Origin of the sequence: Streptomyces sp. NPDC048636, from assembly GCF_040650655.1 — a bacterium.
GTDB lineage: Bacteria > Actinomycetota > Actinomycetes > Streptomycetales > Streptomycetaceae > Streptomyces.
This window is the reverse complement of the sequence record NZ_JBEZHR010000011.1, coordinates 205,588-226,790: the sequence shown is the minus strand read 5'-3', so window position 1 is coordinate 226,790 and position 21,203 is coordinate 205,588. Positions and strand designations below refer to the sequence as shown.

Genomic DNA, 21,203 nt, shown 5'->3' with positions numbered 1-21,203 from the left:
GGGTGACCGGTGGAGTTGACTGGTACTAATAGGCCGAGGGCTTGTCCTCAGTTGCTCGCGTCCACTGTGTTGGTTCTGAAGTAATGAACCGTGTCCATGTTCCGGTTTGTTTTCTTCATAGTGTTTCGGTGGTCATTGCGTTAGGGAAACGCCCGGTTACATTCCGAACCCGGAAGCTAAGCCTTTCAGCGCCGATGGTACTGCAGGGGGGACCCTGTGGGAGAGTAGGACGCCGCCGAACAAATTGTACAAAAGCCCCCGAAGGGAACGATGTTCCTCTTCGGGGGCTTTTTGTTGTCTCTTCTGCCCCGCCCCGGTGCGAGGGCGGTCCGCTCCTACCGGTAGGGTCATGAGGCATCATCGGAACGTTCTCGCAGGAGGCTCCCGGGTGGAGGTTCAGGAGACACGCGTTCAGACGGACCGTGTACTCACGATCCCGAACATCCTCAGCGCCGCGCGCCTCCTCGGCGTGCCGCTTTTCCTGTGGTTGATCCTCCGGCCCGAGTTCGGCGGGCCCAAGAGCGATGGCTGGGCCCTGCTCGTACTGCTGCTCAGCGGTGTGAGCGACTATCTGGACGGCAAGCTGGCCCGCCGCTGGAACCAGATCTCCAGCCTTGGCCGGATCCTCGATCCCGCGGCCGACCGCCTCTACATTCTGTCTACACTCGTCGGTCTCACCTGGCGTGAGATCCTTCCCCTCTGGCTGCCGGCGGCGCTCCTCGCCCGGGAGCTGATGCTCCTTGTGATGGTGTGGATCCTGCGCCGCCACGGCTATCCGCCACCGCAGGTGAACTTCCTCGGCAAGGCGGCCACGTTCAACCTGATGTACGCCTTCCCCTTGCTCCTTCTGAGTGATGGAAGCGGCTGGCTTCACACGACCGCCGCTATTTTCGGATGGGCGTTCGCCGGATGGGGTACAACACTCTATTGGTGGGCAGGAGTCCTCTACGTGGTTCAGGTCCGCCGACTTGTCAGGGCGGACGCCGCCGCCGACTGAGCTCGCCGTAGCGGCAGCCTGTTGAGGCCGGGTGCCCGAAGTGCGTTCCAGGGCTATCGGGCGTGCGCGGTCGGCATGACCGTCGTCTCTTCAAGGAGGACGCTTCCGACATGAAGGCCGTCGTGATGGCGGGAGGCGAGGGAACTCGTCTGCGCCCGATGACCTCGACCATGCCCAAACCGCTGCTCCCCGTGGCCAACCGGCCCATCATGGAGCATGTGCTGCGGCTGCTGAAGCGGCATGGGCTGTCCGAGACCGTGGTGACCGTCCAGTTCCTCGCCTCTCTGGTGAAGAACTACTTCGGTGACGGTGAGGAGCTCGGTATGGAGCTCACCTACGCCAACGAGGAGAAGCCACTCGGAACCGCCGGCAGCGTCAAGAACGCGGAAGAGGCACTCAAGGACGATGCCTTTCTGGTCATCTCCGGTGATGCTCTGACAGATTTCGACCTCACCGAGCTGATCCGTTTCCATAAGGAAAAGGGTGCGCTCGTCACCGTCTGTCTGACCCGTGTCCCCAATCCGCTGGAATTCGGCATCACCATCGTCGACGAGGGCGGCAAGGTCGAGCGCTTCCTGGAGAAGCCCACCTGGGGCCAGGTCTTCTCCGACACGGTCAACACCGGTATCTACGTCATGGAGCCGGAGGTCTTCGACTACGTCGAGCCCGATGTTCCCGTGGACTGGTCGGGCGATGTCTTCCCGCAGCTCATGAAGGAGGGCAAGCCCATCTTCGGCTATGTCGCCGAGGGCTACTGGGAGGACGTCGGCACCCATGAGAGCTATGTGAAGGCGCAGGCCGATGTTCTCGAGGGCAAGGTCGATGTGGAGATCGACGGCTTCGAGATCTCGCCCGGTGTCTGGGTCGCCGAAGGTGCCGAGGTCCACCCCGACGCGGTGCTCCGCGGCCCGCTCTACATCGGCGACTACGCCAAGGTCGAAGCGGACACCGAGATCCGGGAGCACACCGTCGTCGGCTCCAATGTCGTGGTGAAGAGCGGCGCCTTCCTCCACAAAGCGGTCGTGCACGACAATGTGTACGTCGGCCAGCAGAGCAATCTGCGCGGCTGTGTCATCGGGAAGAACACCGACATCATGCGCGCCGCCCGGATCGAGGACGGCGCGGTCATCGGTGATGAATGCCTGATCGGCGAGGAGTCGATCGTCCAGGGCAATGTCCGCGTCTATCCGTTCAAGACCATCGAGGCGGGCGCGTTCGTCAACACCTCGGTCATCTGGGAGTCCCGCGGACAGGCCCATCTGTTCGGCACCCGTGGTGTCTCCGGGATCCTGAACGTGGAGATCACCCCGGAGCTCGCGGTGCGGCTCGCCGGGGCGTACGCCACCACCCTCAAGAAGGGCTCCACGGTCACCACGGCGCGTGACCACTCCCGTGGTGCGCGCGCCCTGAAGCGGGCGGTGATCTCCGCCCTCCAGACCAGCGCCATCGATGTGCGGGACCTGGAGAATGTGCCGCTGCCGGTGGCCCGTCAGCAGACCGCGCGCGGCAGTGCGGGCGGCATCATGATCCGTACCTCGCCCGGGGTGCCGGACTCGGTCGACATTATGTTCTTCGACGAACGCGGCGCGGATCTGTCCGCCGCCCGGCAGCGCAAGCTCGACCGGGTCTACGCACGTCAGGAGTATCGCCGCGCCTTCCCCGGGGAGATCGGCGACCTCATCTTCCCGGCGAGCGTCTTCGACTCGTACACCGGGTCGTTGCTGCGGGCCGTGGATATCAGCGGTATCGCCGAGTCCGACCTCAAGGTCGTCGTGGACGCCTCGAACGGAAGTGCCGGTCTGGTGCTTCCGAGCCTGCTCGGCCGGCTCGGGGTGGACGCCCTGACGATCAATCCCGGTCTCAATGAGTCGCGTCCGACGGAGACCGCCGACGCCCGCCGCTCCGGTCTGGCCCGCCTCGGTGAGATCGTCGCCTCGGCCCGCGCGGCCTTCGGGGTGCGGTTCGACCCCGTCGGCGAGCGGCTCTCGCTGGTGGACGAGCGGGGCCGCATCGTGGAGGACGACCGGGCGCTGCTGGTGATGCTGGACCTGGTGGCCGCCGAGCGGCGCAGCGGGCGGGTGGCCCTGCCGGTGACCACGACCCGTATCGCCGAGCAGGTCGCGGCGTACCACGGCACCCAGGTGGAGTGGACGACCACGGCCGCGGACGACCTCACCCGGGTCGCCCGTTCGGAGACCACCGTCTTCGGCGGCGATGGCCGCGGTGGCTTCATCATCCCCGAGTTCAGCAGCGTCTTCGACGGTACGGCGGCCTTCGCCAGGCTGATCGGTCTGGTGGCGCGGACCCAGTTGACGTTGAGTCAGATCGACGCCAGGATTCCGCGTGCGCATGTGCAGCGTCGTGATCTGGCCACCCCCTGGGCGGTCAAGGGTCTGGTGATGCGGCATGTGGTGGAGGCCGCGGGCGACCGTTCCGTGGACACCACCGACGGTGTGCGTGTGGTCGAGGCGGACGGACGCTGGGTGATGGTGCTGCCGGACCCGGCCGAGGCCGTCACCCACCTGTGGGCGGAGGGCCCGGACGACGCCTCCGCGCAGGCCCTGCTGGACGAGTGGTCCGGCGTCGTGGACAGCGCGGGGCGCTGACGCGAGGCCGTTCCATCCCCTTTTCACGCGTCGGGGCGCCGCCTCCCGGCCCCGGATCCGGCACGCCGGTGGGGCCATTGGGTGACGGCGCCCACGACGTGCGACGATGTGCGGCATGTCGCAGCAGCCCCCCGTTCGGAGCACAGAATCGCCGCGCCCGCGCCCCCGGCTCGACGCGTCCATGTCGCTGCTGACCAATGTGATGGACCACAGCCTCGACGACGGTTACGCGGAGGCGGCCGCACGGCGCGGGGAGACGGGGCGTTCACGGCTGCCCCGGACACTGCGCGGCAGGCTGGGGCTGGCGTTCGGACTCGTGCTGGTGGCGGTCGTGGTGACCATCGGTGCCGCCGAGGCACGGATATCGGCTCCTACGCTGGCCAAGGAGCGGGGAGAGCTCATCGACCGTATCGAGCGGGGAAACTCGGACGCGGACAAGCTCGCCAAGAGCGTGGACAAGCTCCGCGGCGAGGTCGGGGAGAAGCAGCGGCAGGCGCTGGAGAAGCACGGCGGGGCCAAAGCCGAACTGATCGCACTGCTCGCGGGGGCGACCGAGGTGACCGGCCCCGGTCTGAAGCTGGTCGTCAATGACGCCAAGCACGCCGAGAGCGGCGGTGGGGGGCCGCGGGAGAGGCCCGACTTCTCCGACACCGGGCGGGTGCGCGACCACGATATGCAGCGCGTGGTCAATGGGTTGTGGGAGGCGGGGGCGGAAGCCGTCTCGATCAACGGACAGCGGCTGACCGCGCTGTCGGCGATCAGGGCGGCCGGGGACGCCATACTGGTCGACAACAAGCCGCTGGCGCCGCCCTATACGGTGCTCGCGGTGGGGGACGGCCAGCGGCTGAGCACCCGCTTCCAGGACAGTGCCGACGGACAGTATCTCCATGTCCTCAAGGAGAACTACGACATCCGCACCAGCATTACCGCCCAGGACAAGGTCCGGCTTCCGGCCGCGCCGAGTCTGATCGTACGTACCGCGGAACCGATAGCCGGTGGCGCAGGCAAGGGCGGCGCCGAATCCGCCGACACAGGGAAGGGCACATCGTGATCGCCGTATTGGGCCTCATCGTGGGAGTCGTGGTCGGACTTGTGGTCCGACCCGTGGTGCCGACGGTGGTCGAGCCCTATCTGCCGATCGCCGTCGTCGCGGCACTCGACGCGGTCTTCGGCGGCTTCCGCGCGATGCTGGACGGGATCTTCGATGACAAGGTCTTCGTCGTGTCGTTCCTCTCCAATGTGGTGGTGGCCGCGCTGATCGTGTTCCTGGGCGACAAGCTGGGCGTCGGAGCCCAGCTGTCCACGGGGGTTGTGGTGGTCCTCGGCATCCGGATCTTCTCCAACGCCGCCGCGATCCGGCGTCATGTGTTCCGGGCGTGAGGCGGATGACGACTGACGACACCCCCGAGAAGCCGGAGCGGCCGGAACCGCGACCGGAGCGGCCCGCGGAGTCCGAGCGGCCCGAGCCGTCCGAGCGGGCTGAACGATCCGAGCGATCCGAGCGTCGTGACGCCGAGGCCGGGAAGGATGAGCGACCGGAGCGGAACGGCAAGCCCCAGCAGCCCCATGCCCCTCGGCCGCCCCAGCGGCCGGGCGCCCCGGACCGGTCCGCCGGGGCCGCGGCCGGGCGACCGCTTCCGCCGGAGCGGCCGCACCGTGAGAGCGGAGAAGGCGAGCCCGGCGGCGCCCAGCCGCCGAGGGCCGGAGGCGAGCCGTCGTCGGCCACGTCCGGTGAAGAGCCCCGTAAGGGTGCCCATGACGCCGCGGGCCCCGGGCCCGAGCGCTCCGCCGAGGACGATGCCGACAAGCCGCTCACCGGTCGTCAGCGGCTGGTGAAGGGGCTGTGGCCGCCCCGGATGACCCGCGCCCAGCTGATCGTCGCGCTGCTCTTGTTCGGCCTCGGCCTCGGTCTGGCCATCCAGGTGCGCTCGACCAACGAGAACAGCGTGCTGCGCGGCGCCCGCCAGGAGGACCTGGTGCGGATCCTCGACGAGCTGGACGACCGCACCCAGCGGCTCCAGGACGAGAAGCGCCGGCTGGAGGGCCAGCGGACCGAGCTGGAGAACAGCTCGGACCAGGCCGAGGAGGCCCGTAAGCAGACGCTCCAGAAGGAGCAGCAGCTCGGGGTGCTCGCCGGTACGGTCGGTGCGCAGGGGCCCGGAATCACGATGACGATCAACGACTCCCGGGGGGCCGTGGAGGCCGACATGCTGTTGGACACGGTCCAGGAGCTGCGGGCCGCGGGTGCCGAGGCGATTCAGATCGGCAAGGTCCGGGTCGTCGCCAACACCTACTTCGCGGATTCCGGCGGAGGGGTGGAGATCGATGGACAGAGGGTGACGCGCCCGTACGTCGTCAAGGTGATCGGCAAGCCGGAAGATCTGGAGCCGGCGCTCAACATTCCGGGTGGTGTGGTGCAGAGTCTGGAGAAGGAGCAGGCCACTGTGGGCATCGTGCGGCAGAAGAAGATCGTTGTGGATGCCTTGCGGTCCACGAAGCGGCCTGACTACGCTCGGTCGTCATCACGGTGAGGCGGTTCGAAATGAAGGTCTCTCAGCGAGACCATGTGGACGCGGGGGGTCAACGCACCGGAAGAGTCCCGCGTGATGGAAACTGTCTGGTGGTCACGGACGTTGTGAGGGTGTCCGGACCGTCTGGTGTGTGCATCGAGGGTTTGTCCTGCCCCACGGGCGGGTCTGTTTCAGTCAAGGGGAATCGCCCGTGAAGTTGTTCGGGAAGTTGTTCGGCAAGAGTGCACGCCAGGATGGCGGCAGCAGCACCGCTCGCCACCGTGCCCCGCGTGCCGCGGAAGAGAGTGGAGGGGGGAGCGAGGAGCGGCCGCTGTTCCGGGATCAGGTCGGCGGTGCTCAGGGCGGCGACATTTCGGGCGGCCAGGGCGCGTCTTCTGTTGACCCCTCGGCGGCCGGGCGCATAGGTTTCGAAGAACCATCGACCTCGAGTGGTGGAGGGTTCGGCTTGCCTGTTTGTACGAGGTGCGGACATCGGAACGCCGAGGCCAGCCGGTTCTGCTCCAACTGCGGTGCGCCGCTGCGCGGCGGTACGCCCGAGCGCGCCTCCGAGACCACCTCGACCATCTCGATCTCCGGCCTCGAGGCGTATGACTCCGAGGTCACCGGGCAGACGCAGCTGCCGTCGCTCAGCCCCGAGGCCCAGGCCGCCGTCGAGGCGCTGCCCCTGGGATCGGCGCTGCTGGTGGTCCGCCGCGGCCCCAACTCCGGCAGCCGGTTCCTGCTGGACAGCGATGTGACCACGGCCGGCCGTCACCCGCAGAGCGACATCTTCCTGGACGACGTCACGGTCTCCCGCCGCCATGTGGAGTTCCGGCGCGGCCAGGACGGCAGCTTCACCGTCGTGGATGTCGGCAGCCTCAACGGGACGTATGTCAACCGCGAGCAGATCGACGCGCCGGTGGTCCTGGCCAGTGGTGACGAGGTGCAGATCGGGAAGTACCGGGTGGTCTTCTACCCGAGCCAGCGGGGTGCCGGCATCTGACCCGTCAGGGGAGGTCCATGCTTCAGACACCGTCGGGCGGTGCCGACACCGGCACCGCCCCCGCGGGCGGCCGGACGATGAGCATCGGCACCGTGCTGAATCTGCTGCGGGACGAGTTCCCCGAGGTCACCCTCTCCAAGATCCGCTTCTTGGAGTCGGAAGGGCTGGTGGAGCCGCGCCGCACCCCGTCCGGCTATCGCAAATTCAGCCAGAGTGATGTGGAGCGGCTCGCCCTGATCCTCCGGATGCAGCGTGATCACTATCTCCCGCTCAAGGTCATCCGGGAGCATCTGGAGGCTCTGGAGCGCGGTGAGCGGCCTCAGCTGCCCACCGGACGGCAGGGGGAGCAGCAGGGTGAGCTGCTCGACCCCACCGCCGAGGGGCTCCAGGACGGCCCTACGGCCGCCCGGCTGGGCCGCGCCGAGCTGCTGGCCGCGGCCGAGGTCAGCGAGGGGGAGCTGGCCGAATGGGAGTCCTACGGTCTGATCGCGGCCGCCGGGGACGGCGGATACGACAGCGAGGCGGTCACCGTCGCCCGGCTCATCGCCGAGCTGGGCCGTTTCGGTCTGGAGCCACGTCATCTGCGGATCATGAAAGCGTCCGCCGAGCGGGAGGCCGGGCTGGTCGAGCAGGTGGTCGCTCCTCTGCGATTGCATCGAAACCCGCAGACCAGGGCCCATGCGGAGGCCAGCGCGCGGGAGCTGGCCACCCTGTCCGTACGGCTCCATGCGGCCCTTGTGCAGACCGCTCTGCGGGCCCAGGCGCACTGAGCGGCCGGGCCCCGACTATCCAAACCGACCGCGCACGTCCTAGGGTTGCTGTGTGAACGAGCTCGACGTCGTGGGTGTCCGGGTGGAAATGCCCTCCAACCAACCGATCGTGCTCCTGCGCGAGGTGGGAGGCGACCGCTACCTCCCGATCTGGATCGGACCAGGGGAGGCGACGGCGATCGCCTTCGCCCAGCAGGGCATGGCACCGGCACGCCCGCTGACCCACGACCTCTTCAAGGACGTGCTCGAGGCGGTCGGCCAGCAGCTCACCGAGGTCCGGATCACGGATCTGCGCGAGGGGGTCTTCTACGCGGAGCTGGTGTTCGCCAGCGGTGTCGAGGTCAGCGCACGGCCCTCGGACGCCATAGCGCTCGCCCTGCGTACCGGGACGCCGATCTACGGCAGCGACGGCGTGCTGGACGACGCCGGAATCGCGATCCCGGACGAGCAGGAGGACGAGGTGGAGAAGTTCCGCGAGTTCCTCGACCAGATCTCGCCCGAGGACTTCGGCACCAGCAGCCAGTGACCTGCCGACACGACCGTGCCGACACGACTGGCCAGTGGCCGAGTTTGCCGGTTCTCGCTAGAGCATTCGAGTAGCCTTTCCCGGAAGAGGGACACGGGAAACCACCCTTAGGGTGATTATCACTCGGCGTGGCGAGTGTGGCGATCGTTGACGCACCCCGGGTGACTGCCTACCTTCAAGATGGCAGGTCGAGGACGGAGGTCGGCGTGAGAAGCACCGGCGACGGCACGGCAGCCGGCGGTCCGTTTGCGCTCCAGGGGGGCGCACCGGCCGATCCGGCACTCAAGGCTCGGGTCGCGGCACAGATCGCGCCACCCGGCGGGGCGCCAGCCGCAGGGGGGACGGAGCAGGTCGGCTACCGCGGGCCGACCGCGTGCGCGGCCGCGGGCATCACCTACCGCCAGCTGGACTACTGGGCCCGTACCGGTCTGGTGGAGCCCAGCGTACGGCCCGCCTACGGCTCGGGGAGCCAGCGGCTGTACAGCTTCCGGGACGTTGTCGTCCTGAAAATCGTCAAGCGGCTGCTGGACACCGGTGTGTCCTTGCAGAACATCCGGGCCGCCGTCCAGCACCTGCGCACCCGCGGGCTGGACGACCTCGCCCAGATGACCCTCATGAGTGACGGCGCGACCGTCTACGAATGCACCTCGCCGGATGAGGTCGTCGACCTCCTCCAGGGCGGCCAGGGTGTCTTCGGGATCGCGGTCGGCGTGGTGTGGCGGGATGTCGAGAGCGCGCTGTCCCAGCTGCACGGGGAGCGGGTGGAGACCGGCGAGACGCTGGTCGGCCACAATCCCGCCGATGAGCTGGCCCGGCGCCGTAACCGGGCGGGCTGACGCGAGGGACCCTTCGGCGCCCCGGCGGCGGACCGGGTCCCGGGGAATTGTCAGTGGCGTAGGGCAGCATCGGTAGATGTGAGGGCTGCGCCGACCATCCTGCACCTGGACATGGACGCCTTCTTCGCCGCGGCGGAGCAGGCGGCCAAGCCCAGCCTGCGCGGCAAGCCGGTGATCGTGGGCGGTCTCGGTCCGCGAGGTGTGGTGTCCACCGCGTCCTACGAGGCGCGGGTCTTCGGGGTTCATTCGGCCATGGCGATGGCGCAGGCCCGTCGGCTGTGTCCGAACGCCGCGTATCTCACCCCCCGCTTCACCTTGTACCGCCAGGTGAGTGACGCCGTGATGGCCCTGCTCCACACGTTGTCGCCGCTGGTGGAGCCGCTGAGTCTGGACGAGGCGTTCGTGGACCTGGAGGCGGGCGGCACCGAGCCCACCATCGAGGCGGCGCGGGCTGTGGCGGAGCGGCTGCGGGCCGATATCCGGGCGGGGACGGGGCTCACCGGCTCGGTGGGGCTGGCCGGGTCCAAGATGCTCGCCAAGATCGCCTCGGAGCAGGCCAAGCCCGACGGCCTGGTGGTCATCGAGCCCGGTACGGAGCGGGAGCTGCTCGACCCGATGCCGGTGCGCACGCTCCCGGGCGTCGGCCCGGCCACAGCCGAGGCGCTGCGCCGGGCCGGGATCCATACCGTGGTGGAGACCCGGGAGGCGGGCGAGGCGGAGCTGGTGCGGCTGCTGGGCAGGGCCCATGGGGCGTCGCTGTATCTGATGGCCTGCGGGCGGGATGAGCGCCCGGTGCTCGCCGAGCGCGATACCAAGTCCGTGTCCGTGGAGGACACCTTCGATGTCGATCTGACCGATCGCACCCGGGTGCAGCTGGAGGTGGCCCGGCTCGCCGACCGCTGTGTGGGGCGGCTGCGGGCGGCGGGCCACTCGGGGCGCACGATCGTGCTCAAGGTGCGGCGGTACGACTTCTCGACGATGACCCGCTCGGAGACCCTGCGCGGGCCCACCGACGACCCCGCGGTGGTGCGGGAGGCGGCGGCCCGGCTGCTGGAGGGCGTGGACACCACGGCGGGGGTGCGGCTGCTGGGCGTGGGGGTGAGCGGTCTGGCGGACTTCACCCAGGAGGATCTGTTCGCACAGGCGGCACAGGCGGCACAGGCGGCACAGGCCGCGCGGGCGGCACACGGGGCGGCGGAGGACGCGGCGGCGGACCCGGCCGGCGGGGGATCCGAAACCGCCGGAGCGGGCGCGGAGGAGGCCGCCGAGCACTCCGGCCCACCGCGCCGCTGGCTGCCGGGGACGGATATCCGGCACGGCGAGTTCGGCGCGGGATGGGTGCAGGGGAGCGGGGTGGGCCGGGTGACGGTGCGCTTCGAGACGCCCTGGTCCGAGCCGGGCCGGGTGCGGACCTTCGCCGTGGACGACCCCGCGCTGGAGCCGGGCGAGCCGCTGCCGCTGGTCGCGCCCGTGGAGGAGGGGGAGGCGGGCTCAGGCCCGCAGGACGGCCCCGGCGCCGCCGCGGCCCCGGACCAGGGCTCCGACCAGGGTCAGCCGGTGACGTCCAGTCCGTAGTGGTGGTAGAGCTGGAGCTCCTGCTCGGGCGAGAGATGGCGGCCGACCCCGAAGTCCGGGGCGTCCTTGATCAGCGCCCGGTCGTAGGGCACCCGCAGGGTGTCGCCGACCACCTCGCTCGGCTCCAGCGGTACGAACACATCGCGGCTGAACAGCCCGGTGCGTACCGCCGCCCATTCGGGCTCGCCGGTCGCGTCGTCGAGATAGACCTCGTCCACGGTGCCGATCTTGGAGCCCTCGCGGTCGAATGCCTTGCGGCCGATCAGGGTCCGCGGGTCGATATCGGTCTGCACGCTCTCTCCCACAGGTGGCAATTGTCCAGTGATAACTACAAAAAGCCACATCGCCGCGCCCGGCCACTCGAGCGGTCGGCACCCCGACCGTGCCACAGATGCGCTGGTACGCTGGCTGTGGCTGTAGACACCGCGCGGGAGAGCTCTCCGTCGATCGCTGTCGGAGGCGCCGAAGGAGCAAATCCTCCCCGGAATCTCTCAGGCACACGTACCGTGCGGGTGAGGTCACTCTGGAAAGCAGGTTGGGCCACGGGCGGGCATCGCTCCGAAACCCCTCCTCACCGACGGTGAAAGCCGGTCAGGCGGTACGCGGGCCGGTGAAGCTCTCAGGTTGATGACAGAGGGGGAGGCCGTCCGGGCACCGTGCCGTGGTGCCCCTCGTCGGTCGTTACAGACCAGGAGGCCCCCGCAGATGACCGCCAACCGCATCTCGCTCTCCGACCTGGAGCGCGGTACTCCGTTCGAGCAGCGCCACATCGGTCCCGACAGTGGGGCGCAGGCCAAGATGCTCGCCCAGGTCGGCTTCGGCTCGCTCGACGAACTGACCGAGACCGCCGTCCCGGACGTCATCAAGACCACCGAGGCGCTGGACCTGCCCCCGGCCCGCAGCGAGGCGGAGGTCCTCGCCGAGCTGCGCGGCCTCGCCGATCGCAACCAGGTGCTGCCGTCCATGATCGGCCTGGGCTACTACGGCACCTTCACCCCGCCGGTGATCCTGCGCAATGTGATGGAGAACCCGGCCTGGTACACCGCCTACACGCCGTACCAGCCGGAGATCTCCCAGGGCCGGCTGGAGGCCCTGCTCAACTTCCAGACCGCCGTCTCCGATCTGACCGGACTGCCCACCGCCGGTTCCTCGCTGCTCGACGAGGCCACCGCCGCCGCCGAGGCGATGGCGCTCTCGCGCCGGGTCGGCAAGGTCAAGGAGGGCGTCTTCCTGATCGACGCCGACTGTCTGCCGCAGACCATCGCGGTCATCCGGACCCGGGCCGAGCCCACCGGGGTCGAGGTCGTCGTCGCCGATCTGGCCCAGGGCATTCCGGACGAGGTCGCCGAGCGCGGTGTCTTCGGTGTGCTGCTCCAGTACCCGGGCACCTCCGGCGAGGTGCGGGACCCCCGCCCGGTCATCGAGCGGGCGCATGAGCTCGGTGCGATCGTCACCGTCGCCACCGATCTGCTCGCCCTCACCCTGCTCACCTCACCCGGTGAGCTGGGCGCCGACATCGCGGTCGGCAACAGCCAGCGGTTCGGCGTGCCGATGGGCTTCGGCGGCCCGCACGCCGGATTCATGGCGGTCCGCGACACCTTCGCGCGCAGCCTGCCCGGCCGTCTCGTCGGCGTATCGGTCGACGCCGACGGCGACAAGGCGTACCGGCTGGCCCTCCAGACGCGTGAGCAGCACATCCGCCGGGAGAAGGCCACCAGCAACATCTGCACCGCCCAGGTCCTGCTGGCCGTCATGGCCGGGATGTACGCGGTCTACCACGGGCCGGACGGACTGGCCGCCATAGCCCGCCGCACCCACCGCTACGCCACCGTGCTCGCCGAGGGGCTGCGGGCGGGCGGCGTCGAGGTGGTGCACGGCGCCTACTTCGACACCCTCACCGCCCGGGTGCCCGGCCGCGCCGCCGACATCGTGGCCGCGGCCCGTGAGGCCGGGGTCAATCTGCGGCAGACCGACGCCGACCATGTCGGTATCGCCTGTGACGAGACCACCGGGCGCGCCCAGCTGGCCGCCGTCTGGTCCGCCTTCGGCGTCGACGGCGGCAGCGGCGAGGGCACCGCGATCCCCACGGTCGACGAGCTGGACGCGGTCGCGGGCGAGGCGCTGCCGCGGGAGCTGCTGCGCGGCGACGGCTATCTGACCCACCCGGTCTTCCACCAGTACCGCTCCGAGACGGCGATGCTGCGCTATCTGCGGCGGCTGTCCGACCGGGACTACGCCCTGGACCGGGGCATGATCCCGCTCGGCTCCTGCACCATGAAGCTCAACGCCACGACCGAGATGGAGCCGGTCACCTGGCCCGAGTTCGGTGCCCTGCACCCCTTCGCGCCGATCGAGCAGGCCCAGGGCTATCTGACGCTCATCCGCGAGCTGGAGGAGCGGCTCGCCGCGGTCACCGGCTACGACAAGGTCTCCCTCCAGCCCAACGCCGGCTCCCAGGGCGAGCTGTCCGGGCTGCTGGCCGTGCGCGCCTATCACCGGGCCAACGGCGACACCCAGCGCACCGTCTGCCTGATCCCGTCCTCCGCGCACGGCACCAACGCGGCCAGTGCCGTGATGGCGGGCATGAAGGTCGTCGTGGTGAAGACCGGCGACGACGGCGAGGTGGACACCGACGACCTGCGCGCCAAGATCGAGCGGCACGGTGACGAACTGGCCGTCCTGATGGTCACCTACCCCTCCACCCACGGGGTTTTCGAGGAGCACATCACCGAGATCTGCGCCGCCGTGCACGACGCGGGCGGCCAGGTCTACGTGGACGGCGCCAATCTCAACGCGCTGGTCGGGCTCGCCGAGCCGGGCCGGTTCGGCGGCGATGTCTCCCACCTCAACCTGCACAAGACCTTCTGCATCCCGCACGGCGGCGGCGGGCCGGGCGTCGGCCCGGTGGCGGTGCGTGAGCACCTGGCCCCCTACCTCCCCAACCATCCGCTACAGCCCGCCGCGGGCCCGGCCACGGGCGTCGGCCCGGTCTCGGCCGCGCCGTGGGGCTCCGCGGGCATCCTGCCGATCTCCTGGGCGTATGTCCGGCTGATGGGCGGCGAGGGGCTGCGCCGCGCCACCCAGGTCGCGGTGCTGGGCGCCAACTACATCGCCAAGCGCCTCGAGCCGCACTACCCGGTGCTCTACACCGGTCCCGGCGGTCTGGTGGCCCATGAGTGCATCGTCGATCTGCGTCCGCTCACCAAGGCGACCGGCGTGAGCGTCGACGATGTGGCCAAGCGGCTGATCGACTACGGCTTCCACGCCCCGACGATGTCGTTCCCGGTGGCCGGAACGCTGATGATCGAGCCGACGGAGAGCGAGGACCTGGCGGAGCTGGACCGCTTCTGCGAGGCGATGATCGCCATCCGCGCGGAGATCGACAAGGTCGCGTCGGGCGAATGGGCCAAGGAGGACAACCCGCTGCGGAACGCGCCGCACACCGCGGCGTCGCTCGGCGGGGAGTGGGACCACGCGTACAGCCGGGAGGAAGCGGCCTTCCCGGCCGGGGTCTCGGCCGCCGACAAGTACTGGCCGCCGGTGCGCCGGATCGACGGGGCGTTCGGGGACCGCAACCTCGTCTGCTCCTGCCCGCCGCTGGAGTCCTACGAGGGCTAGATCCGGGGCTGGATATGCGAACGGGGTGCCGTCGGGCACCCCGGGATGCGGGGCCGGTTCGGCGAAGCGCGCCGGGCCGGCCCCGGTCTTTCTGCGCCGCTTCCGGTCGCGAGGGCGTCCGGTCGGCGATCAGGTGACGCCTAGGCGGCGGTCACGATGTGCTCGGAACCCCGCGGTCGGCACGGGGCGATGACCCGCCCGTCCGGCAGCAGCTCACCGGTGTCCTCGAAGAGCAGGACGCCGTTGCACAGCAGGCTCCAGCCCTGCTCCGGATGGTGCGCCACCAGATGGGCGGCCTCCCGGTCGGCTGAGTCGGCTGACGGACAGGGCGGTTGATGCTGGCACATGGCAGGGTTCTTTCGCTGCGGTGTGGTGAAGGTGCTGCGGTTCCTCGCGGCTTTCATGGCCGCCCCCCGTGGTGAGTTGGTCGGTTGCTCACAGTGTTGCCCTACGGGCGGGATTCCGCAGGGATTTAGCGGTACCGGTCTCGCTAGATAATGACGCATCACCCGACCGGACGGTTCATCGCGGCGGGACTGTTACGAGGACGCAGCGAAGCGCCCTGTGACCACCGGGTCACAGGGCGCTTCGCTCCTGGTGAAAGTGCTGGTCAGGCAGGTGTGCCCAAGAGCCGTGCCCGGGTGAGCCGCAAGGTGAGGGCGGGCAGAAGTTCCGCCGCGCGGTGGGCGCGGTGGGCGGCGATCCCGGGTGGGGCCGGGGCCAGTGGCACCAGCAGATCGCCCGCGCCCAGAGCGCCGTCGGCCGCGTCCGCCGCCGGGTTCTCATGCAGCCACAGCGTGACCATGTACATCTCCGGGATCGACAGCAGCCGCGGTTGGTACCGCACCGGCAGCGACTCCGCCTCGCGCAGGGCCAGTTCGGCCGATGCCACATACGGCCCCTCGGAGAAATGCGAGAACGCCCAGCCGTCCGCGGTGAGCACCGCCTCCGCGGCGGCCACCGTACGGCCCTCGTCACGGATCATGAAACGCCATCCATGGAGCCGGGTCCGCGGCGCTCCGGCGGGTGCGTCGATGGCGTCCAAGACATGGACGGGCAGCGGGAGTTCGGGTTCGAAGGGGCCCGGAAGGGCGGCGAGCCCCGGGGTGCGGACCTCATGGACGGCGGTGGGGGAACCGAGGGCCGTGAGGACGCTGCGCAGGGCGGGCGCGGGAGCCGGGGGCACGAGCAGCGGCATGGTGGGTGGCCTCTCACTCAGGAGACACGGTGAAGCGGCAGCGGAGCGATGGTGCAGACGACATCGACAACGCTGTCGGTGTGCGGGGGTCCTACGCGGGTCAGAGGGGGCCGGGACAAACTGTCCGGGCGTTATCTCTCCGCCTCGTAAACCGAGTTTATACGAACCATGTTCCCGGCATGTTTCCGCTAGCTGTGCGCAGTATTGCCCACAAGAGGTATTCAGGACCGCGCGGGCGTGGGGATTTTCCCCGATTCTATGCCAGATGCACGGATATGACCTGGCTTTTTGTCGTCACCGCGGTAGGCTGGATCTCGCCGGTGCATTTCCCCGGCCCATTGCGTCGTAGTTGAGAGCGTACCGGCTGGACAGTCCGCACGGGGCGTTATCGATCACATTGGTGGGCATCATCGAGCGTGGTGTACGCGGCTGAGGCCGGTGATCCACTCGAGGAAGGACGCTTCGATGGGGGAGAAGGTCGTAGCCGGTGAGTTCGACCCGTCCGGTCGGCAGCGGCAGCGCGGTCGGCTCCGGCAGTGCCTGGACGGGCTCGGCCGGCTCCTGGCGGAGAAGCGATTCGACCGCCCGCGCAATCTGATGGGGCTGGAGATCGAGCTCAATCTCGCCGGGGCCGACGGGATGCCCAGGATGATGAACGCGGAGGTTCTGGAGCGCATCGCGAGCCATGATTTCCAGACGGAACTCGGGCAGTGCAATCTTGAAGTGAACATCGTGCCCCACCGATTGCACGGGCGGGTTCTCGATCAGCTCTCCGAGGAGCTTCGAACCGGACTGTCATATGCCGACCGCAAGGCGCGGGAAGTGTCCTCCGAGATCGTGATGATCGGAATTCTCCCGACTCTCGCCGCCCGGGACCTGGGATCGGCGAACCTCTCCTACGACGACCGCTACAAACTTCTCAACGAACAGATGCTGGCCGCCCGCGGCGAGGATTTCCTCATCGACATCGAGGGCCAGGAGCGCTTCGGCTACGCCAGCGCCTCGATCGCCCCCGAGGCCGCCTGCACCTCCGTACAGCTCCATCTCCAGGTCACCCCGGGGCGGTTCGCCGCGGTGTGGAACGCGGCGCAGGCGGTGGCCGCGGTACAGATCGCGGTCGGCGCCAACTCCCCGTTCGTCTTCGGGCGGGAGGTGTGGCGGGAGTCCCGTCCGCCGCTGTTCCTCCAGGCCACCGATGTCCGTCCGCCGGAGTACGCCACCCAGGGCGTCCGGCCGCGCACCTGGTTCGGCGAGCGCTGGATCAGCGACGCCTATGAGCTGTTCGAGGAGAACCTGCGCTACTTCCCCCCGCTGCTGTCGGCCGGTCAGGACGAGGACCCGCTGCGGGTGCTGGACGAGGGCGGGGTGCCCGCCCTCCACGAACTGGTGCTGCACAACGGCACGATCTACCGCTGGAACCGGCCCGTCTACGACATCGCGGGCGGGGTGCCGCATCTGCGCGTGGAGAACCGGGTGCTGCCCGCGGGCCCCACCGTCACCGATGTCATCGCCAACGCGGCCTTCTACTACGGACTGGTGCGGGCGCTGGCCGAGGAGCCCCGCCCGGTGTGGTCGCGGCTGCCGTTCACCGCCGCCGCCAACAACTTCGACGCGGCCTGCCGCCATGGCATCGACGCGGTTCTCCAGTGGCCCAAGCCCGGCCGCTCGGCCGCCCTGGCGCGGACGCCCGCGGTCCGCCTGATACGTGAGGAGCTGTTGCCGCTGGCCGCGGCCGGACTGGACGGCTGGGGAGTCGAACCCGCCGACCGCGACCGCTACCTGGGAGTGATCGAGGAGCGCTGCAAGCTGCGGACCAACGGCGCGTCCTGGCAGGCCGCGACCTATCACCGGGCGCTGGGCAGCGGACTGGGGCGGGAGGCGGCGCTGGCCGCCATGACCCGCCGCTACTGCGCGCTGATGCGCACCGACGCACCGGTGCACACCTGGCCGACCGACCTGTCCGGCTGATCCGGGGCCGAGGGCCGGCGCGGGGTCACTTCTTGAGGGGCTGGGTGAAGCGCAGCAGGTTGCCCGCCGGGTCGCGGAACGCGCAGTCGCGGACGCCGTAGAACTGGTCCATGGGCTCCTGGAGCACCTCGCCGCCCGCGGCGCTGACGCGCTCGAAGGTGGCGTCGCAGTCGGCGGTGGCGAAGATGACGCCGCGCAGCAGGCCCTTCGCCATCAACTCGGCCATGGCCTGCTTATCGGCCGGGGAGGCGTTCGGGTCGGCGAGGGGCGGCTCCAGGACGATGTTGACATCCGGCTGCGAGGGCGCTCCGACGGTCACCCAGCGCATCCCCTCGTAGCCGACGTCATTGCGCACCTCGAGGCCGAGTACATCGCGGTAGAAGGCGATCGCCTTGTCGTGGTCGTCGACGGCGATGAAGCAACTGGAAAGAGTGATGTCCATGCCGCTCACGCTACGGCTGCGCGGCGGGGCGCGCTTCTCCGTTCCTGACCGGTCGGGTATGGATCTTGGCGATGCACGCCGGGATGGCGGCGGCGTGGTCATGGCTCCGGGCGCGGTAGGCGCTCGGGCTCTCGCCGACCAGCTGGGTGAAGCGCGAACTGAACGACCCCAGCGACGTACAGCCGACCGCGAAGCAGACCTCGGTCACCGTGAGGTCGCCGCGCCGCAGCAGCGCCTTGGCCCGCTCGATACGGCGGGTCATCAGGTAGCCGTACGGGGTCTCGCCGAAGGCGGCGCGGAAGCTGCGGGAGAAGTGGCCCGATGACATCAGGGCGCCGCGCGCCAGCGCCGGGACGTCGAGCGGCTCCGCGTAGTCGCGGTCCATCCGGTCACGGGCCCGACGCAGCCGGACGAGGTCGTCGAGATCCTGCCGTTTCACCGGATCAGTTTCCCACGGCGCCGGACGCGGGGAAACAGTTCGCCGGACCGGTCAGGATTGGAGAAGCGCCGGTCACCGGGGCGTACCTAGCCTGACGGCCATGGACTCGGCCTCGTCGGCCAGCCGGACCCTCGCCGCGATCGCGCGGGCGAACGGGAACCAGAAATACTGCACCCAGCCGGTCAGTGCGGGCCAGGCGATACCGAGACGGATGGAGAGACCATGAGCAAGGCCGAGAAGCCGGACAGCCGGTCGCCCGCGCCGCACGCCGCCGACAGCCACGACCTGATCCGCGTGCACGGGGCGCGCGAGAACAACCTCAAGGACGTCAGTATCGAGATTCCGAAGCGCCGGCTGACGGTGTTCACCGGAGTCTCCGGCTCGGGCAAGAGCTCGCTGGTGTTCAACACGATCGCCGCGGAGTCCCAGCGGTTGATCAACGAGACCTACAGCGCCTTCGTACAGGGCTTCATGCCGTCGATGGCGCGGCCCGAGGTCGACGTCCTGGACGGGCTGACCACCGCGATCACCGTCGACCAGCAGCGGATGGGAGGCGACCCCCGCTCCACGGTCGGCACCGCGACCGACGCCCACGCGATGCTGCGCATCCTCTTCAGCCGACTCGGCAAGCCGCATATCGGACCGCCGAGCGCCTACTCGTTCAACACCGCGTCCGTGCGGGCCAGGGGTGCGATCACCGTCGAGCGCGGCGCCAAGAAGACGGTGAAGGCGACCTTCAACCGCACCGGCGGTATGTGTACGCGCTGCGAAGGGCGGGGCACGGTCTCCGATATCGACCTCACCCAGCTCTACGACGACTCCAAATCGCTCGCGGAGGGCGCGTTCACCATCCCCGGCTGGAAGTCGGACAGCTTCTGGACCGTGCGGGTCTACGCCGAGTCGGGCCTGCTCGATCCGCATAAGCCGATCCGGAAGTTCACCAAGAAGGAGATGGAGGACTTCCTCTACCGGGAGCCGACCAAGGTCAAGGTCGAGGGCGTCAACCTCACCTACGAGGGGCTGATCCCCAAGATCCAGAAGTCGTTCCTCTCCAAGGACAAGGCGGCGCTCCAACCGCATATCCGGGCGTTCGTGGAGCGGGCGGTCACCTTCGCCACCTGCCCCGAGTGCGACGGCACCCGGCTCAGCGAGGGGGCCCGCTCCTCGAAGATCGAGCGGATCTCCATCGCGGACGCCTGCGCGATGGAGATCAGGGACCTGGCCGCATGGGTCCGCGGCCTCGCCGAGCCGTCGGTGGCGCCGCTGCTCACCGCGCTGCGGCACACCCTCGACTCGTTCGTGGAGATCGGACTCGGCTATCTCTCGCTCGACCGGGCGTCGGGCACGCTGTCCGGCGGGGAGGCACAGCGCGTCAAGATGGTCCGCCACCTCGGCTCCTCGCTCACCGATGTCACCTATGTCTTCGACGAGCCCACCACGGGGCTGCACCCCCATGACATCCGGCGGATGAACGAGCTGCTGGTGCGGTTGCGGGACAAGGGCAACACCGTGCTCGTCGTGGAGCACAAGCCGGAGACGATCGCGATCGCCGACCATGTCGTCGACCTCGGCCCCGGCGCCGGTACGGAGGGCGGCACCGTCTGCTTCGAGGGCACCGTCGAGGGGCTGCGGACCGGCGGCACCGTCACCGGCCGCCATTTCGACGACCGGGCCTCCCTCAAGGAGACGGTGCGGACGCCCACCGGCAGACTGGAGATCCGCGGCGCGACGGCGAACAACCTGCGCGACGTCGACGTCGACATCCCGCTCGGGGTGCTGGCCGTGATCACCGGGGTCGCGGGTTCCGGCAAGAGCTCCCTGGTGCACGGGTCGATCCCGGCCGACGAGGGTGTGGTGTCGGTCGACCAGAGCCCGATCCGTGGCTCACGGCGCAGCAATCCCGCCACGTACACCGGACTGCTCGACCCGATCCGCAAGGCGTTCGCGAAGGCCAACGAGGTGAAACCGGGGCTGTTCAGCGCCAACTCCGAGGGCGCCTGCCCCACCTGCAACGGCGCCGGGGTCATCTACACCGATCTGGCGATGATGGCCGGGATGGCCACCACCTGTGAGGACTGCGAGGGGAAGCGGTTCCAGCCCGCGGTTCTCGACTACCGGCTCGGCGGCCGTGACATCAGCGAGGTGCTCGCGATGCCGGTGACCGAGGCCGAGGAGTTCTTCGGCGCCGGGGAGGCGCGCACCCCGGCCGCGCACCGCGTCCTCCAGCGGCTCACCGACGTAGGGCTCGGCTACCTCACCATCGGCCAGCCGCTGACCACGCTGTCCGGCGGTGAGCGGCAGCGGCTCAAGCTGGCCACGCATATGGCGGAGAAGGGCGGTGTCTACCTCCTCGACGAGCCGACCGCCGGTCTGCACCTCGCCGATGTCGAGCAGCTGCTCGGTCTGCTCGACCGGCTGGTCGACGCCGGGAAGTCGGTCATCGTCGTGGAGCACCACCAGGCGGTGATGGCGCATGCCGACTGGATCATCGACCTCGGCCCCGGCGCCGGTCACGACGGCGGCACGATCGTCTTCGAGGGCACCCCCGCCGATCTCGTCGCCGCCCGCTCCACCCTCACCGGCGAGCACCTCGCGGAGTACGTCGGCGCCTGACACCGCGCGGTCCTGGCCCGCCCGCCCGGCAACCCCCGGGCTCACCGCACGTCCACCCCGGCGACCACGTATTGTCCGGTCGGGAAGGGCCGGTGAGGCCGG

At 69.5% G+C, this 21,203-nt stretch carries 18 protein-coding genes, 1 rRNA gene and 1 riboswitch; of the genes, 14 read left to right on the top strand and 5 right to left on the bottom strand.

Annotation, left to right across the window (positions count from 1 at the left end; all coding sequences use genetic code 11):
- Positions 1–124 precede the first annotated feature (124 nt).
- From rrf to AB0C66_RS27060, 11 genes are all read left to right on the top strand, one after another.
- Positions 125–241: ribosomal RNA gene (gene rrf, locus AB0C66_RS27110) — 5S ribosomal RNA — on the top strand.
- Between the two features lie 147 nt (positions 242–388).
- Entirely contained in the window at positions 389–997 is a 609-nt protein-coding gene (locus tag AB0C66_RS27105; protein WP_362443849.1) for a CDP-alcohol phosphatidyltransferase family protein, read from the top strand.
- Positions 998–1,107: 110 nt separating this feature from the next.
- Positions 1,108–3,603, top strand: coding sequence for a mannose-1-phosphate guanyltransferase (locus AB0C66_RS27100; protein ID WP_362443846.1), 2,496 nt, complete (start codon positions 1,108–1,110; stop codon positions 3,601–3,603).
- A gap of 115 nt (positions 3,604–3,718) precedes the next feature.
- Complete coding sequence (locus AB0C66_RS27095) at positions 3,719–4,654, top strand: DUF881 domain-containing protein (protein ID WP_362443843.1); 936 nt, start codon at positions 3,719–3,721, stop codon at positions 4,652–4,654.
- Positions 4,651–4,983 carry a small basic family protein gene (locus tag AB0C66_RS27090; RefSeq protein ID WP_014058688.1) on the top strand — a complete coding sequence of 111 codons (333 nt, stop codon included), beginning with the start codon at positions 4,651–4,653 and terminating at the stop codon, positions 4,981–4,983. The genes AB0C66_RS27095 and AB0C66_RS27090 overlap by 4 nt, the downstream gene beginning before the upstream one ends.
- A 5-nt stretch (positions 4,984–4,988) precedes the next feature.
- Positions 4,989–6,134 (top strand): DUF881 domain-containing protein, encoded by a 1,146-nt coding sequence (locus tag AB0C66_RS27085; protein WP_362443840.1) that lies wholly within the window; start codon positions 4,989–4,991, stop codon positions 6,132–6,134.
- Between the two features lie 130 nt (positions 6,135–6,264).
- Positions 6,265–7,116 carry an FHA domain-containing protein gene (locus AB0C66_RS27080; protein WP_362443838.1) on the top strand — a complete coding sequence of 284 codons (852 nt, stop codon included), beginning with the start codon at positions 6,265–6,267 and terminating at the stop codon, positions 7,114–7,116.
- A gap of 17 nt (positions 7,117–7,133) precedes the next feature.
- Positions 7,134–7,886 (top strand): MerR family transcriptional regulator, encoded by a 753-nt coding sequence (locus AB0C66_RS27075; RefSeq protein WP_362443835.1) that lies wholly within the window; start codon positions 7,134–7,136, stop codon positions 7,884–7,886.
- 52 nt (positions 7,887–7,938) lie between these two features.
- Positions 7,939–8,412, top strand: coding sequence for a bifunctional nuclease family protein (locus tag AB0C66_RS27070; RefSeq protein WP_014058684.1), 474 nt, complete (start codon positions 7,939–7,941; stop codon positions 8,410–8,412).
- Positions 8,413–8,618: 206 nt separating this feature from the next.
- Positions 8,619–9,248, top strand: a complete 630-nt coding sequence (locus AB0C66_RS27065; RefSeq protein ID WP_362443833.1) for a MerR family transcriptional regulator — start codon at positions 8,619–8,621, stop codon at positions 9,246–9,248.
- A 78-nt stretch (positions 9,249–9,326) separates the two neighbouring features.
- Positions 9,327–10,823, top strand: a complete 1,497-nt coding sequence (locus AB0C66_RS27060; RefSeq protein WP_362443830.1) for a DNA polymerase IV — start codon at positions 9,327–9,329, stop codon at positions 10,821–10,823.
- Here the strand turns inward: AB0C66_RS27060 and AB0C66_RS27055 are convergent.
- Positions 10,799–11,128, bottom strand: a complete 330-nt coding sequence (locus tag AB0C66_RS27055) for a PRC-barrel domain-containing protein (protein ID WP_216345389.1) — start codon at positions 11,126–11,128, stop codon at positions 10,799–10,801. The two genes, AB0C66_RS27060 and AB0C66_RS27055, sit on opposite strands and share 25 nt — an antisense overlap.
- Before the next feature lie 113 nt (positions 11,129–11,241).
- A riboswitch (glycine riboswitch) is annotated at positions 11,242–11,340 on the top strand.
- 188 nt (positions 11,341–11,528) lie between these two features.
- Here AB0C66_RS27055 and gcvP point away from each other — a divergent pair.
- Positions 11,529–14,441 (top strand): aminomethyl-transferring glycine dehydrogenase, encoded by a 2,913-nt coding sequence (gene gcvP / locus AB0C66_RS27050; RefSeq protein WP_362443827.1) that lies wholly within the window; start codon positions 11,529–11,531, stop codon positions 14,439–14,441.
- Positions 14,442–14,581: 140 nt separating this feature from the next.
- Here the strand turns inward: gcvP and AB0C66_RS27045 are convergent, their stop codons facing one another.
- On the bottom strand, positions 14,582–14,788 hold the full coding sequence (locus tag AB0C66_RS27045; protein WP_043236576.1) for a DUF5999 family protein: 207 nt from the start codon (positions 14,786–14,788) through the stop codon (positions 14,582–14,584).
- A 263-nt stretch (positions 14,789–15,051) separates the two neighbouring features.
- A complete protein-coding gene (locus AB0C66_RS27040) occupies positions 15,052–15,639 on the bottom strand; it encodes a hypothetical protein (protein WP_362443824.1) in 588 nt (195 codons plus the stop codon).
- A 465-nt stretch (positions 15,640–16,104) separates the two neighbouring features.
- Here AB0C66_RS27040 and AB0C66_RS27035 point away from each other — a divergent pair, with 465 nt between their 5' ends.
- Entirely contained in the window at positions 16,105–17,607 is a 1,503-nt protein-coding gene (locus AB0C66_RS27035) for a glutamate--cysteine ligase (RefSeq protein WP_362443821.1), read from the top strand.
- A 25-nt stretch (positions 17,608–17,632) separates the two neighbouring features.
- Here the strand turns inward: AB0C66_RS27035 and AB0C66_RS27030 are convergent, their stop codons facing one another.
- Both AB0C66_RS27030 and AB0C66_RS27025 read right to left on the bottom strand, forming a co-directional pair.
- Complete coding sequence (locus AB0C66_RS27030; RefSeq protein ID WP_362443818.1) at positions 17,633–18,049, bottom strand: VOC family protein; 417 nt, start codon at positions 18,047–18,049, stop codon at positions 17,633–17,635.
- Positions 18,050–18,059: 10 nt separating this feature from the next.
- Positions 18,060–18,488, bottom strand: a complete 429-nt coding sequence (locus tag AB0C66_RS27025; protein ID WP_362443815.1) for a helix-turn-helix transcriptional regulator — start codon at positions 18,486–18,488, stop codon at positions 18,060–18,062.
- Positions 18,489–18,710: 222 nt separating this feature from the next.
- On the opposite strand from AB0C66_RS27025, the gene AB0C66_RS27020 reads away from it, so the two are divergent.
- Positions 18,711–21,101 (top strand): excinuclease ABC subunit UvrA, encoded by a 2,391-nt coding sequence (locus tag AB0C66_RS27020; protein WP_362443812.1) that lies wholly within the window; start codon positions 18,711–18,713, stop codon positions 21,099–21,101.
- Positions 21,102–21,203 lie beyond the last annotated feature (102 nt).

What these genes read in the sequence shown, in the direction of transcription:
- AB0C66_RS27100 (WP_362443846.1), top strand. Translation starts at nt 1,108, where the DNA reads ATGAAGGCCGTCGTGATGGCGGGAGGCGAGGGAACTCGTCTGCGCCCG.
- AB0C66_RS27095 (WP_362443843.1), top strand. Translation starts at nt 3,719, where the DNA reads ATGTCGCAGCAGCCCCCCGTTCGGAGCACAGAATCGCCGCGCCCGCGC.
- AB0C66_RS27085 (WP_362443840.1), top strand. Translation starts at nt 4,989, where the DNA reads ATGACGACTGACGACACCCCCGAGAAGCCGGAGCGGCCGGAACCGCGA.
- AB0C66_RS27075 (WP_362443835.1), top strand. Translation starts at nt 7,134, where the DNA reads ATGCTTCAGACACCGTCGGGCGGTGCCGACACCGGCACCGCCCCCGCG.
- gcvP (WP_362443827.1), top strand. Translation starts at nt 11,529, where the DNA reads ATGACCGCCAACCGCATCTCGCTCTCCGACCTGGAGCGCGGTACTCCG.
- AB0C66_RS27045 (WP_043236576.1), bottom strand. Translation starts at nt 14,788, where the DNA reads ATGTGCCAGCATCAACCGCCCTGTCCGTCAGCCGACTCAGCCGACCGG.
- AB0C66_RS27040 (WP_362443824.1), bottom strand. Translation starts at nt 15,639, where the DNA reads ATGCCGCTGCTCGTGCCCCCGGCTCCCGCGCCCGCCCTGCGCAGCGTC.
- AB0C66_RS27035 (WP_362443821.1), top strand. Translation starts at nt 16,105, where the DNA reads ATGGGGGAGAAGGTCGTAGCCGGTGAGTTCGACCCGTCCGGTCGGCAG.
- AB0C66_RS27030 (WP_362443818.1), bottom strand. Translation starts at nt 18,049, where the DNA reads ATGGACATCACTCTTTCCAGTTGCTTCATCGCCGTCGACGACCACGAC.
- AB0C66_RS27020 (WP_362443812.1), top strand. Translation starts at nt 18,711, where the DNA reads ATGAGCAAGGCCGAGAAGCCGGACAGCCGGTCGCCCGCGCCGCACGCC.